General features: G+C 60.1%; 11 protein-coding genes. 1 reads left to right on the forward strand and 10 read right to left on the reverse strand.

The features are described from left to right. Positions 1–148: 148 nt before the first annotated feature. The 5 genes from ISP18_RS07030 to ISP18_RS07050 all read right to left on the reverse strand — a co-directional run bounded on the left by ISP18_RS07030 (position 149) and on the right by ISP18_RS07050 (position 6,807). On the reverse strand, positions 149–1,615 hold the full coding sequence (locus tag ISP18_RS07030; RefSeq protein ID WP_380008610.1) for a hypothetical protein: 1,467 nt from the start codon (positions 1,613–1,615) through the stop codon (positions 149–151). Further along, complete coding sequence (locus ISP18_RS07035) at positions 1,612–3,303, reverse strand: Hsp70 family protein (RefSeq protein WP_380008613.1); 1,692 nt, start codon at positions 3,301–3,303, stop codon at positions 1,612–1,614. Before ISP18_RS07035 ends, ISP18_RS07030 begins: the two co-directional genes overlap by 4 nt. Before the next feature lie 75 nt (positions 3,304–3,378). Beyond that, positions 3,379–4,986, reverse strand: coding sequence for a carboxyl transferase domain-containing protein (locus tag ISP18_RS07040; protein WP_380008617.1), 1,608 nt, complete (start codon positions 4,984–4,986; stop codon positions 3,379–3,381). A gap of 123 nt (positions 4,987–5,109) precedes the next feature. Then, positions 5,110–5,472: a hypothetical protein gene (locus tag ISP18_RS07045; protein WP_380008620.1), complete on the reverse strand. Its 363-nt coding sequence runs from the start codon at positions 5,470–5,472 to the stop codon at positions 5,110–5,112. Positions 5,473–5,622: 150 nt separating this feature from the next. After that, positions 5,623–6,807: a thiolase family protein gene (locus tag ISP18_RS07050; protein WP_380008623.1), complete on the reverse strand. Its 1,185-nt coding sequence runs from the start codon at positions 6,805–6,807 to the stop codon at positions 5,623–5,625. 227 nt (positions 6,808–7,034) lie between these two features. Between ISP18_RS07050 and ISP18_RS07055 the strand changes: the two genes are divergently transcribed. Next, positions 7,035–10,145 (forward strand): S8 family serine peptidase, encoded by a 3,111-nt coding sequence (locus tag ISP18_RS07055; protein WP_380008626.1) that lies wholly within the window; start codon positions 7,035–7,037, stop codon positions 10,143–10,145. A 103-nt stretch (positions 10,146–10,248) separates the two neighbouring features. Here ISP18_RS07055 and ISP18_RS07060 read toward each other — a convergent pair whose 3' ends face one another. The 5 genes from ISP18_RS07060 to ISP18_RS07080 form a co-directional block, all read right to left on the reverse strand. Continuing rightward, positions 10,249–11,406, reverse strand: a complete 1,158-nt coding sequence (locus ISP18_RS07060) for an isovaleryl-CoA dehydrogenase (RefSeq protein WP_380008629.1) — start codon at positions 11,404–11,406, stop codon at positions 10,249–10,251. 242 nt (positions 11,407–11,648) lie between these two features. Then, complete coding sequence (locus ISP18_RS07065) at positions 11,649–12,089, reverse strand: excinuclease (RefSeq protein WP_380008632.1); 441 nt, start codon at positions 12,087–12,089, stop codon at positions 11,649–11,651. Positions 12,090–12,132: 43 nt separating this feature from the next. Continuing rightward, positions 12,133–12,861, reverse strand: coding sequence for a 3-oxoacyl-ACP reductase FabG (fabG, locus tag ISP18_RS07070; protein ID WP_380008635.1), 729 nt, complete (start codon positions 12,859–12,861; stop codon positions 12,133–12,135). Beyond that, positions 12,854–13,321: an ApeP family dehydratase gene (locus ISP18_RS07075; protein WP_380008638.1), complete on the reverse strand. Its 468-nt coding sequence runs from the start codon at positions 13,319–13,321 to the stop codon at positions 12,854–12,856. The genes fabG and ISP18_RS07075 overlap by 8 nt, the downstream gene beginning before the upstream one ends. After that, entirely contained in the window at positions 13,318–14,505 is a 1,188-nt protein-coding gene (locus ISP18_RS07080; RefSeq protein ID WP_380008639.1) for a beta-ketoacyl-[acyl-carrier-protein] synthase family protein, read from the reverse strand. Before ISP18_RS07080 ends, ISP18_RS07075 begins: the two co-directional genes overlap by 4 nt. Between the last annotated feature and the right edge of the window lie 99 nt (positions 14,506–14,604).

Below are 14,604 nucleotides of genomic sequence, written 5' to 3' on the forward strand. Positions count from 1 at the left end.
CGCGGATGACAGGAATCTTTCTATCGCATGGCAGACAACACGCGCATTTATGCGGCGTGTGCCTTCGTCATGGATGAGTGAATGCGCTCGAAGATGAGATCGATAGAAATGTTAGGTTGCGCACATCTTGCGATGTGCAAATGCGAGGTCAGTTACGCGCAAGCTTTGGATGTAGGTAGGCGCGATAACGCCACAGATCAGCGATCACAATGCCAAAGGTGGTGATCGTCGCTGCGGGCACGAACGGGAAATCACCGATGTCGTGCATTTGAGAAAGTGCTCTGAGGACTGGAATAGCGATGAAGAAGAGAGCGGGCATCATTGAGCCAATACGGATTGATGCCTTGCTTGCCTTTATTGTCCGACGACGAAACTTGCGCACGGCCAAGATGAAGCTCAGTGCTACTACCCAGCCCGCGAAAGCCATTGCGCCAGTTTCATACAACATGAATCCAAAGGCGCTCAGGCCGGGTATGGAAAGCCGACGAAGCCACGGCTTGCGGGAAGGTGCGGATTCCGGTTGTCCTTGCCATTGATCGAACCACGCAAAGCATGCGAACAGCGGCCATAGTGCGAAAATTATTGCGCCGGCGCTGGCGGAGGTACTGATGGTACTTATCCATTCCTCTTCCGTTAGCGGCCTGCCCATACTGTCCATCATCAATATGCCGAAAAGACCTAGCGCACACACTAGTGCTGCAAGAACTGAGCGCAGCGAGCCAATGATGAAGCGCTGTGTGGTCATAGTGAGGCCGGATGCCGCTGCGCGATACCAAAAAAACGCATGTTCACGATCAATCGACGGCGGCAGCTCATCGAAGCTACCTTGGCCAAGAAGCGTGTGAACTAAGTGGCCGACCTCGCGAACTCGACCAAACTGCAACGCTACTCCTAGCGCGCGCAACCATGTTCGAGGTTTTTGGAGCAGTGCGATATCTTTCCCCAGCGAAGTGACGTCGGGATAACTTTTCCACGTCATGCCGATTCGTTGTGCTAGCTCGCGATGATTGCCGGGACGTATTTCCCACAATGTTCGCTGTCGAGTACGCAGCGCCTGGACCGCGACAGGATTGACGCCGGAAAGCACGTGATCCAGATCGAAGAAGCGTAGTAAGGCATCCATGCATTCGGCGGACATCGCCTGCGGCTGCTGGAATAGGTGGTTCAGCACCCGGTGTCCTGCTTGCTGCTTGATCTGGATGGACCAGAATTCCTGACGCGCATGCAGCCAGAGTGACAGGTTATCGCCGTTTTTTGCTTCCGCCGCAGCACGAATGACTTCATTTGTCAGCGCGTCAAGATTGACTGGGGGCGCAGCCACCATTGTGACGCTCGACTGCGCGAATATCGTTTGTGATGAAGGCTGCGAGGTAGATTTAGATGCGGAAAGTGATTCGATTGCCTCTTGTGTTTCGGTGGTAACCGGAAGGGTAGGGGACGCTGGCGATCGGGCATTCACTTGCGCCAACACCATCTTGTACGCCGCATGCAGCCGCTGAAACGCTTCCGGATCGTCATCCGGGCGTGTAGTACGTAGCATGCGCGCATAGGCTCGCTTGACGTCGGCTACCTCCGCATCCGGCCTGAGCCCGAGCAGTTCGAAGGCCCAGTTCAAACCTGTGCCTCCAGCGAATCCAGTGCATTGCCGAAGTTTTCGCGGTGTTCCAGGATCAATCGTTCATCTTGTGTTTCCAATATCTGCCGGAAGTGGCTGATCCATTGCTGTAGCACCTGCCGCGCGGAGAGGTGCTCCTCGAACAAACGCTCCGCGCGTGCGAGCAGGGCGATGTTTTCCTGCTTGGCGCGCGGGTGAATCTTCAGCTCTGACAAGGCAGCCAGCCGGGCGCGAATTTCCTGTTCGCTGAGCAGGCCGGGGTTCTGCTGCAACATCAGCTCATGACGAATGCCGCTGGCCTTGGGTGTGGCCTCTACTTGCAGCACGCCATTGATGTCATAAGTGAAGCGCACTACCACTTCGTTCTTGGCGATGGGCAGGGTCGGATTGAGGGCGATCTCCAGTTCACCTAGCTTGATGTTGTTTTCTACCATCGGGTTTTCGCCCTGGTAGATCTTCAATGAGAGCTTGGCCTGGTGTTCGGCCAGTGGGTAGTAACTGCTTTCGCGGCTGATAGGCACCACGCTGTTGCGCTGAATGACCGGAGAGAACAAGCCGTTCTGCACATGCCCCTGCGCATCGCGCTGGCCCACTTCCACACCCAGCGTATAGGGACATACGTCGGTGAGGATGATTTCTTCCAGCTTCGCATTGCGGCTTTTCAGGCCCGACGCAACACAGGCGCCGAGCGCAATGGCTTCATCAGGATTCACATGACGCAGCGGCAACTTGCCGAACATGCGCGCGATCAGGCGCGATACAAGCGGCATGCGGCTGGCGCCGCCAACCAGCACGATTTCATCGAGCTGATCAGGGCGTAGCCTGGCATCGCGCAAGGCGCGCTCCAGCGGCATGCGCATACGCTGCATCAAGGGTTCGGCGATATGCAGGAAACGATCCTGTTCGATGCGCCACTTGATCTCATGCTTGCCCACCTGGCATTCCAGGTTCATTTCCGGCTGCTGGCTCAGGCTGCGCTTGACCAGTTCCAGGCGACGCCGCAGCAGGCCTCGTTCGATCGGCGAGAAATCGTCCGTGCGCAGCTCGAGATCGGTGAGGCAGGCGGTTTGCAGGGCATCGAGAAAATCCTCGCCACCAAGATAATTGTCGCCAGCGCTGGCATGGACCTCGACTACGCCTTCGAACATTTCCAACACTGATACGTCGAACGTGCCGCCGCCCAGATCGAACACGAGGAAGCGGCTACCTTCTTTGCGATCCTGTAGACCATAGGCGAGGGCAGCGGCGGTGGGCTCGTTGATCAGCCGCTCTACCTTGATGCCAGCGAGTTCGCCGGCAGCACGCGTGGCTTTGCGCTGCGCATCGGAGAAATACGCGGGCACGCTGATCACTGCTTCCCGAATTTTTTCGCCCAGCGCGGCTTCGGCATCGGCCAGCAGTGCGCGCAGCACTAGCGCGGAAAGTTCCTCGGGACGAAAACTACGCTGTCCGAGCTGCACCTCGCGCGCGGTGCCCATCCAACGTTTGAACGCGGCGACGCTGACATTGGGATGGCTGATCAGGCGATCGCGAGCGGCCGCACCGACCAGCATGTGCCCGTCATCGTCCACGCTGATGACGGAAGGTGTGAGGTATTCGCCCAGTGCGTTGCGGAAGAGTTGTGGTCCCTCTTCGCCGTAATAGCCGATCAGCGAGTGCGTGGTGCCGAGGTCGATGCCGACGATCATGTTTTCTTGCCCCTGAACTTCCTTGAAAACGTCCCCTTACCCCCCCTCTCCCAGAGGGGAGAGGGAGCACACATGCTACATGCGGAATACCCCATACCGCTGCGGCTCGATCGGCGCATTCAGCGACGTGGAAATGGCCAAGCCCAGCACGCGGCGCGTGTCGGCCGGATCGATGATGCCGTCGTCCCATAGCCGTGCCGTGGCGTAATAGGGGTGGCCTTGGCGTTCGTATTGATCGCGGATCGGCGCCTTGAAGGCTTCTTCTTCGTCCGCGCTCCAGCTTTGGCCGGCGGTTTCCATGCCGTCGCGCTTTACCGTGGCCAGCACGCTGGCGGCCTGCTCGCCGCCCATCACGCTGATGCGCGCGTTCGGCCACATCCACAGGAAGCGTGCGCCGTAAGCGCGTCCGCACATGGCGTAGTTGCCGGCGCCGAAGCTGCCGCCGATCACCACGGTGAACTTGGGCACGTGCGAACAGGCTACGGCGGTGACCATCTTCGCGCCATCTTTCGCGATGCCGGCGTTTTCGTATTTTTTGCCGACCATGAAACCGGTGATGTTCTGCAGAAACACCAGCGGCACGTTGCGCTGGTTGCACAGCTCGATGAAGTGCGCGCCCTTGAGTGCAGATTCGGAAAACAGAATGCCGTTGTTGGCGATGATGCCCACCGGATAGCCATGGATATGCGCAAAGCCGCACACCAGCGTCTTGCCGTAGCGCGCCTTGAATTCGTGGAATTCCGACCCGTCGACGATGCGCGCGATGACTTCGCGGATGTCGAACGGACGGCGCGTATCCTGCGGAATCACGCCGTAGAGTTCTTCCGCCGCATAGCGAGGTTCAACAGGAGCGCGCACGGCAAGCGGCATCGGCTTGCTGCGGTTGAGGCTGGCGACGATGTCGCGCGCGATCGACAACGCATGCGTGTCGTTCTCGGCAAAGTGATCAGCCACGCCTGAAATGGAGGTATGCACGTCCGCGCCACCAAGCGCCTCGGCATCGACCACTTCACCGGTAGCTGCCTTCACCAGCGGAGGGCCGCCGAGGAAGATGGTGCCTTGTTCGCGCACGATGATGGTCTCGTCGCTCATCGCCGGTACGTATGCGCCGCCGGCGGTGCACGAACCCATCACCACCGCGATCTGCGGAATGCCAAGGCCCGACATGCGCGCCTGGTTGTAGAAAATGCGGCCGAAATGTTCCTTGTCCGGAAAAACATCGTCCTGCATCGGCAGGAACGCGCCGCCGGAATCGACCAGGTAGATGCAGGGCAGGCGGTTTTCCAGCGCCACTTCCTGCGCACGTAGGTGTTTCTTCACCGTCATCGGGAAATAGGTGCCGCCTTTGACAGTGGCATCGTTCGCGACGATGACAACTTCGATGCCATGCACGTGGCCGATGCCGGTGATGATGCCGGCGGCCGGCGCCGCGTCGTCGTACATGCCGTGCGCAGCCAGCGGCGACAATTCCAGGAAGGGAGAGCCCGGATCAAGCAGGGCGCGGATGCGTTCGCGTGGTAGCAGCTTGCCGCGCGCGGTGTGCTTTTCGCGCGCCTTGGCGCCGCCACCTTCGGCGCTACGCGTCAACTGACGGTGCAAGTCCTCCACCAGGCTGCGCAGGTTGGTGCTGCTGGCCTGGAAGTCGGAAGAGCGGGGATCGATCTGCGAGACAAGGACGCTCATGGTTTCCTGCTTGGGACCGTCTGGCAAACCGTGGATGATAACGGGCCGTGCCATCCATCTGTACCGCCCATAAAAAAACCGGCCGCCAGATGGCGGCCGGTTGGATGGAGCCCGAACGAAGGATTAGTTACCCTTCGAAGCGTCCTTCGCTGCGGTAGCGGCCGACTTGGCAGCGTCGGCGGCCTTGTCGGCAGCCTGCGAAGCGTCGGCAGCAGCGCTCTTCATCGCATCGCCGGCAGCCGGAGCAGCGGCGGTGGAAGCCGGAGCAGCAGCCGGAGCGGCAGCGGTGGAAGCCGGAGCAGCAGCCGGGGTAGCAGCGGTGGAAGCAGCGGCAGCCTTCTGAGCCTGGTCAGCAGCCTGAGTAGCTGCCTGCTGGGCCTGATCAGCCGACTTCTGCGCGTCCTGCGCGCCTTCCTGTGCGCCGTTGCTGCAAGCCGCCAGCAGCGCGACAAGCGCGGAGGCGAGAAGGGTACGCGTGAACTTCATGGTGGATCTCCTTAGCCGTGGAATGCCAATTGGCGGGGGTATTAATAGCGCTTTCACGTTTACGGCGCTACCGGTTTCTACAAACAACTTTTATGCCGCATTAAACCAGGCCGGGGCCTACACCCCGGCCGGAAGTACGAAAGCGAGTACTTAGTCCAAACGTTCCACGGCAATGGCGGTAGCTTCGCCGCCGCCGATGCACAGTGCCGCAACGCCGCGACGCAGACCACGAGTTTGCAGGGCATTGAGCAAAGTTACCACTAGGCGCGCACCGCTGGCACCGATCGGATGACCAAGCGCGCAGGCGCCGCCGTTGACGTTCAGCTTGTCGTGCGAGATGCCCAGCTCGCGCATCGGTGCCATGGCCACCACGGCAAAGGCTTCGTTGACTTCGAACAGATCGACGTCGCCCACCTTCCAGCCGGCTTTGTCGAGCACTTTGCTGATCGCTCCCACCGGTGCGGTGGTGAACCATTCCGGTTCCTGCGAGTGCGTGGCATGGGAGACGATGCGCGCCAGCGGCTTGACGCCACGTGCCTTGGCGTCATCGGCCGACAGCAGGACGAGCGCTGCCGCACCGTCAGAGATGCTCGACGAGCTGGCTGCGGTGATGGTGCCGTTCTCTTTGCGGAAGGCAGGCTTGAGCGTGGGAACCTTGCTGATGTCGGAACGACCCGGCTGCTCGTCGGTATCGACCTGCACGTCGCCCTTCCTGCCGGCTACGGTCACCGGGACGATTTCGCCAGCGAAAGCGCCGGAGGCCTGCGCGGCTTGAGCGCGCCTCACCGATTCGATGGCGAAGGCATCCTGTTCCTCGCGGCTGAAATGGTACTTGTCGGCGCACAATTCACCGAACACACCCATCGCCTTGCCGTCATAAGGGTTGGTCAGGCCGTCCCAGGCCATGTGGTCGACCAGCTTGCCATCGCCGTAGCGGATGCCGCCGCGGGCGTTAACCATGTGCGGTGCGTTGGTCATCGATTCCATGCCGCCCGCTACCACCACATCGGCTGAGCCGGCCTTGATCAGGTCATGCGCCAGCATGATGGCCTTCATGCCCGAGCCGCACACTTTGTTGACGGTGGTGGCGCCGGTGGCGGGGGGCAGGTCAGCCTGCAGGGCGGCCTGGCGGGCAGGGGCTTGGCCGAGGTTGGCCGGCAGCACGCAGCCCATGATCACTTCGCTCACATCCTTGGCGGCGATACCGGATTGCTCCAGCGCGGCGCGAATGGCGGTGGCGCCCAGCGTGGGGGTGGGAACACCGGTGAATTGGCCGAGAAAGGAGCCGATGGCAGTGCGCTTGGCAGCGGCGATGACAATGCTGACGTCCGACATGGGGATCTCCGAGGGAGCTTTTAGGCGCGTGGCGCCAAGGAAGGAATTTGCGAATTATCGCAGTCCGCGATGCTTTGCAGCAAATCGACGTTTTTCGTGAGAAATAACGCATTCGCCACTCTCGCAATCTTACAAACCAAGCGAATAAGCTATGGGCAAATGCCGCTATTGGGAGTGGTGGCATTTACACGTGATTCGGGATGAAATTCAGCCACTGGGTGAGGAATATGGCTACGGGGATGATGGCTTGGCGCCGCCGTGAAGTTGCGCTGTTGATTTCTCTTGCGTTGGGTTTGAGTGCCTGTGGGGGAGGGGGTGGCAACAGCAATGTGCGGGCTTCGTCGACAACGCCGACACCCACGCCTACCCCGTCGCCGTCACCGGCGCCTTCTCCATCGCCAAGCTCGAATTTGCCGCAACCGCCGATCGACGCGCAGCTTTCGCTGACGAATACCTATGCGGCGCACAGCCAGGGCTACACCGGCGCAGGCGTCACCATCGGTGTGGTGGACAGCGGCATCATGCGTTCGAACCCGACGGTGTCCGGACGCGTGACCAACGAACTGATCTACGTCGATCCCACCACCAACAACACCGCGGTCGATGATGTGGTCGGCCATGGTACGTGGGTGTCGGAGATCGCGGCAGGCACGTCGTTCGCGCAGTTCCCGGGCGGCATTGCGCCGGGTGCCAGCCTGGTTTCTGCACGCATCATCGACGATAACTCGCCGGACGATAACGGCTCGAGCCCGCCCACGCAGGTAACCACCACGGATGCCACCTTCCTGCAACAGGTGAATCAAAGCTTGATCACCAATGGCGTAAAGGTGATGAACAATTCCTGGGGCGGCATTTCGTGGGATACCACAAACGCGTCCCTCAACCAGGCATTCGATACTGCCTATACTCCCTTCGTGAAGAACGGTGGCCTGGTGGTGTTCGCGGCCGGAAATGATTCAACCGCCAATCCAAGCACCATCGCCTCGCTGCCCACGGTTGCGGCGGACAGCAGTCTGCAGAAGGGATGGCTGGTAGCGGTGGCACTCAACAGCAACAGCCCGACGCAGTTGGAGAGCTATTCGAACAAGTGCGGTATCGCGATGAACTACTGCCTGGCTGCACCGGGCGACGTGATCGCGTTGGACAAGAACACTACGTCGAGCACTACCAATCCCACTTACTACATCATCGAAGGCACTTCGTTCGCGGCGCCTGAAGTGTCGGGTGCCGCAGCACTGGTGTGGCAAGCGTATCCGTATTTCAGCAACGACTTGGTGCGACAGACCTTGCTCGGCACGGCCACGCCGCTAGGTGGTTCGCAACCGAATCCCACATTCGGCTATGGCGCGTTGAATGTGGGTGCGGCAGTGAACGGGCCAGAGCAGTTCAATTGGGGTGATGTCGAGGTGGGTTTTACCGGTACCTCGAGTTGGAACAATCCCATTTCCGGCGTGGGTGGTTTGATCTTGGATGGTCCTGGCACGCTCAATCTGACCAAGGCCTCCACATATCTTGGAAATACCACGGTCAACGGCGGTACGTTGAATGCGGTTTCGCTGCTGTCAGGTCCAACTTCTACAGTCACTGTAAACAACGGTACGCTCAATGCTGGATCGGTATTCTCAGGCAGCACGGTAGTGAGCGGCGGCAGCTTGAATGCAACCACCTCGCTAGGCGTGAACACGGATATCGAGATGAGCGGCGGCAGTTTGAATTCGCCGCAGGTAACAGCGAACCTCACGACTGTGAATGGGGGAACGTTGAATACCATCTCGCTGGTTTCGAACGTCAATATCGGCTCCGCGGGAACGGTGGCATTCACTGGAAGTTCTGGCAACCTGATTCCACTCATTTCTGGCAATGTAACGAGCCAGGGCACGTTGATAGTCGGTAGCACCAATCTCAGCATGACGGGCAATTACACCCAGAACGGAGGCCGTCTGGCGGTGCCGTTGGGCTCGGCCATGCAAGTGACCGGCAACGTCACGCTGCAAAATAGTCCGCAGCTTTACGTGTATGGCGCCAATTCAGGTTATGTCGTCAATTCGCACACCGTCGTGCTATCGGCCACCCAAAGTTTTGCCGGCACCTTCAATCCCACGGTGGGCACACCTACCTCCGTAACCTTGCAGGCGTCTATGGGTTATGACGCCAATGACGCTTATCTGAACGTACAGCAGGTCAATCTCACGAAAATTACTGGCCTGCCTTATTCCGCTGCTACGTATGCGGCGGCGACGCAACTGCAAAGCGCATTCAATACTATCAACAGCGCGATCACGAGCGGCTCCTCTGCGCAGGCTTTGCCCAGCAGTTTCGTCAGCGGCGCGGCAAGCATTCAGCAAGCGCAAACCACCGCAGCACTGCAGCAATCGTTGAACAGCCTCTCCGGCCAGATGTATGCCGCCAGCGCAGCGATGACTTTCGAAGCGATCGACGCCGACACCCGCGCATTGTCCGATCGCTTCGATAGTCTGCTCGATAATCCACAGGCCTTCGATCGTAAGCATGACTTCCAGAGCTGGTCGCAGAACCTGGGCTACCAGGGTAGTTTCTCGCGCAGCGGTTACGACAGCCTGGGCTTCCAGCTCAACGGCAGCATGGTGGGTGGCGATCGCATGCTCGGCAACAGCGGCATCGTTGGTTATGCGATCAGCCATAGCCAGGGGTTAGGCAACTTGCAGCAGAGCGCCGATCAAGGTTTCAGTCGCGCACTGGAAGGTATGATCTACGGCGGCTTCGTGCAAGGGAACTGGTACACGATGGGCCGCTTCGGTGTGGGCAGCGACTGGCAAAACACGCGCCGCGAATTGCTGCTAGGCAATCAATATGCTGGCGTAGGCAGCGTCAGCAACGGTCGCTACGAAGTGGCTTATAGCGAAAGCGGATATCGCTTCAACGTCGGCAACTGGAAGCTCACACCGTATGCTGATCTGGAGTACGCCGACGTTCAGCGCGACGGCTTCAACGAACTCGGCGGCGACGGTTTCGGCTTGACGTCCAACACGCAAAGCATTCAGCGCTTGCAGGCGGGTTTCGGTCTACGTGGTGCGCGTCAATGGCTGATGGCCAATGGCAGCAGCTTGAGCCTGCGTGCACGCCTGCTCTGGCAGGATGCCTTCGCCATGCGTGGCGTATTGCCGAATGCCAGCTTCTCGGCGCTGCAGCAGTTTACGCCGATCAACGGCATCGGCCTGTCGCGCTACGGTGGCATCGCGGGCGTATCGCTCGATTGGCGTTTCTCGCCGCGAGCGAATCTATCGGTAGGCGTCGATGAATACGAAGCACAGCGCGCGCATGCGACGATGGGGACGTTCAATTACAGTTTGCACTTCTAAGTGTCTGCTCTGGCAAACGACAGCGTCGACAAGGCCGTCATTCCCGCGAAAGCGGGAATGACGGCCTTGTGTAGTTATGGGCTAGAAATAGGAGGGCGGTGGGTCACTGTCTTCCGTGAAACAACTCTCGCCCGATCAGCATGCGGCGAATTTCATTCGTCCCCGCGCCAATTTCGTATAGCTTTGCATCGCGCAGCAAACGCCCGGTCGGATATTCGTTGATGTAGCCATTGCCGCCCAGCGTCTGGATTGCTTCCAGCGCCACCTGCACCGCATTCTGCGACGCATTGAGCAGACATGCCGCGGGATCGATACGCGACTTCACGCCCGCATCGAATTCCTTCGCCACCATGTAGGCAAAGCCGCGCGAACTCTGCAGCTTGGTATACATGTCGGCGATCTTCGCCTGCATCACGCCGAAGGTGCCGATCGGCGCGTTGAACTGCTTGCGCTCGCGGGCATAGGGCAGGGCGATATCCAGCGCCGCTTGCATCAGCCCGATCGGGCCGCCGGAAAGTACCAGGCGCTCGGTATCCAGGCCGCTCATCAGCACGCGCACGCCTTCGTTCACTTCACCCACGATGTTCTCGGCAGGAATCTCACAGTTCTCGAACACCAGCTCGCAAGTATTGGAGCCTCGCATCCCAAGCTTGTCCAGCTTCTGCGCGGTGCTGAAACCCTTCATGCCTTTTTCGACGATAAAGGCGGTCATGCAGCGGCTGCCCACGTTGCGTGGCGCGGTACGCATGTAGACCAGCAGTACATCCGCGTCGGGGCCGTTGGTGATCCACATCTTCGAACCGTTGGCCACCCATACATCGCCATGCTGTTCGGCGCGGCAGGTCATCGAGCCAACCACGTCAGAACCCGCACCGGGTTCGCTCATCGCCAGCGCGCCCACGTATTCACCGGTGCACAGCTTGGGAATGTACTTAAGGCGCTGCGTCTCGTTGCCGTTATGGAAGATGTTCTGCACGCAGAGGTTAGAGTGCGCGCCATAGGAAAGGCCCACCGAACCGGATGCGCGAGAGATTTCCTCCATCGCCACCATGTGTGCGAGAAAACCCATGCCGCTGCCGCCATATTCATCCGGTACGGTGATGCCGAGCAACCCCATATCACCCATCTTGCGCCACAGATCATGCGGAAACAGATTGTCGTGGTCGATATGGTTGGCGCGCGGCGCGATCTCCTTTTCCGCGAACGCAGAAACGCTTTCGCGCAACAGGTCGATCTCTTCACCGAGCGGGAACGGACGCATGACGAACTCCTGGGGAAGGGGGTTTCAGTGCAGGAATTGTAGCGCAGCGCGCTTTCCAGGCCCTGACGCGGCGCAGCGTATTGTCACGAGGCCGTCATTCCCGCGAAAGCGGGAGTCGATTTTGCTCTGATGCAAAAAGCGAAAATGGATTGACCAGCTTCGCTGTTGAAAAGCGCTTCCGCTTTCGCGGGAATGACGGCCATGGGGATTACACCGCTGCGAGCAGAGGGGGGAGCGGTGCGTTACGGCTGCACCTTCGCCAACTTGCCCTTCATGATCACGCCGGACATCAGAAAGCCCACGTGACATTCGTATTTCTCACCGTCGCGGTATTCATCACCATAGTCGCTGACGACATCGACCACCGCATTGGCGCCGGCCTGCTTTGCCGCATCCTGCAGGGCGATCAGCGCCGATTGCAGCGCCCAGTCGCAGGTGGGTTGGTCGGCCTTGCCGAAGGCGTTGGTCTTGCGATTGACGCTAACGTCATCCTTCACCACCGTCACCTGGCCTTGTGGATCGCTGCCGTGAAGATAGAACTTCACCGTGCCGTCCAGCTTGCCGGATTTCGTCGCCTCCGCCACGGCATTGGCGAACGGGTAATGCTTGATCTGGTCCTTGGCTGACGCAAAACCAGGAGTCGCCAGCGACAATGCGATCACAACGAATGTGCTTGCTTTCATATCTCCATCCCCTTGTTTGACGATTTGCCAGAACTTGCTTTCCTCAGCACAGCCCGCCATTCACCGCGAGCACCTGTCGCGTGATATAGCCCGCTTCCGCGCTCATCAGAAACTGCACCGCTGCGGCTACCTCATCCGCGGTACCGGCGCGCTGCATCGGGATCATCTTGAGTATCTCTTCCAACGGCACGTTGTCGCCGGTCATATCCGTATCGATCAAGCCAGGCGCCACGCAGTTGACGGTGATCTTGCGCTTGGCCAACTCCACCGCAAGCGCCTTGGCCGCGCCGATCACGCCGGCCTTGGACGCACTGTAGTTCACCTGCCCGCGATTGCCGATCAAGCCGGAGACGGAGGTGATGCACACGATGCGCCCGGGTTGGCGGCGGCGGATCATCGGCATGATGATGGGATGCAACACGTTGTAGAAACCATCCAGGTTCGTACGCAATACCTGGTCCCAGTCGTCGTCAGTAAGTGCGGGAAAGGCGCCGTCGCGCGTGAGGCCCGCGTTGCAAACCACGCCGTAGTAAGCGCCATGCGTTTCCACATCGGCTTCGAGTGCGGAAAGGCAAGCGGCACGTTCGGCTATGTCGAATTGCAGAATGCGCGCGCTGCGACCAAGCGTCTGGATCTCGACTCGAACCTGTTCGGCGTCCTCGCGACGGCTGCGGCAATGCAGGACGATATCGTAGCCGGCTTGCGCCAGTCGCAAGGCGATCGCGCGGCCGATACCGCGGCTGGAACCCGTGACCAGAACCGTTTCAGCCATGCGGCGTCTCCTTGGATTCGTGCTTGAAAAATGCGTCCGCGTCAGGCGGGCTGTACACGTTCAAGCGCGCTTCGGCATGAATGCCCGGCGCTTCAATACGGCAATGGAACACGCCCATACCTTGTTCGTCGTGAAACGAACGTGCCGCTTCAATGTGCAAACGCGTGCCGGCAGGGAATGTGTCGACATTGCATGCGTAGTGCCGCGTGCCCAACAGAAAGCCCAATTGCACCGGCCGTTGTTCGGCACGCGCGCAGCAGCCCGCCCAGGCGGCGATCGCCTGCGCCATCAGCTCCACGCCCACCCACGAAGGCAAGCTGCCGTCGGCTTCCATGAACATGTCGCCGTGTCGGATGGTTCGCGTGCAAACGATGCGTTCGCTTTCCACCTGCTCGATGTCGTCGAGCAGGATCATCTCGTCCGCATGCGGCACCACGTCGGTGATCGGCCAGGGCGTCATGCAGGGTCTCCGAGGATCAACGATGCATTGTTGCCGCCGAAGGCGAAGGAGTTACTCATTACGTAGCGCCGGCCACCCGTTGGTAGATGGCTGCCGACATGGGTGAAGTTCAAGGCAGGCAGCGCAGGATCGGCTTTGCCATCCCACACGTGTGGTGGCAGGCGCCGTTCGGCGCGTTCATCGGTCAAACTCAGCCAACAGAATGCCGCTTCCAACGCACCAGCCGCAGCAAGCGTGTGACCGGTAAGCGACTTGGTGGACGAACAGGGCACATCGCTGCCGAACATGGCGGCCACCGCCTGGCTTTCCATGCTGTCGTTATGTTCAGTGGCGGTACCGTGCAGATTGATGTAGTCGATCTGTGCGGCGTCCAGGTTGGCGTGCAGCAGCGCATCGTGCATCGCTTTGCGCGCGCCGGTTCCTTGTGGATCGGGCGAGGACATGTGATACGCATCCGAACTTGCACCGCCAGCGAGCAGTTGCACCGGGCCAGGCTCTCGCGTCATCAGGAACAGCGCCGCCGCCTCGCCGATGTTGATGCCGCGACGATGTTTCGAAAAAGGATCGCAACGCTGCAGGTCGACTGCTTCCAGCGCGTGAAAGCCGTTGATCGCCAGCCGGCACAGCGTATCCACGCCTCCACACAGCACGGCGTCGCACAGGCCAAGGCGCAGCAGGCGTTGGGCGCTCAGTAGTGCGCGTGCTCCCGACGTGCACGCCGTGGAAATGCCGTAGCAGGGACCGGAGAGTGCCAGCCATTCGGCGAGGAATTCGGCTGGCGCGCCGAGTTCCTGGTGCGAGTAGCGATAGTCGGCAGGCCACACGCCGTCGCGCCGATACGCACCGACGCCGTGCGTAGCTTCCTCGATGCCGGTGGTGCTGGTGCCGAGGATGACGCCGATGCGTTCGTGTCCATATCGTACGATGGCAGCACGGATGTTCGCTTCGATTTCCTGCGCCGCTGCAAACAGCAGGCGATTGTTGCGGTTATCGCGGTTGCTCAACGCGTCGGGTACAGGTGGCAGCTCCGAGCGCACGCCGCCTAGCGGTGGTTCGTGATTCGGAATCCAGCCTTGCTCAGAACGGATGCCGCTGTCGTCGCCTGCGAACAGTGCCTCGGCCACGGCGGCTTTGCCGGTACCGAGGTTGCAGATGATGCCTAGGGCGGTGAGATACGTATTCATGCGAGTTGCATAGGTGCGATAGCCCCTCTCCCTCCGGGAGAGGGATTGGGGTGAGGGTACGACCGAAGCGTGTTGCACCAGTCTTGCGCAAGTCTTTGC

It is taken from the genome of Dyella humi, assembly GCF_044904605.1.
Classification (GTDB): Bacteria; Pseudomonadota; Gammaproteobacteria; order Xanthomonadales; family Rhodanobacteraceae; genus Dyella_B; species Dyella_B humi.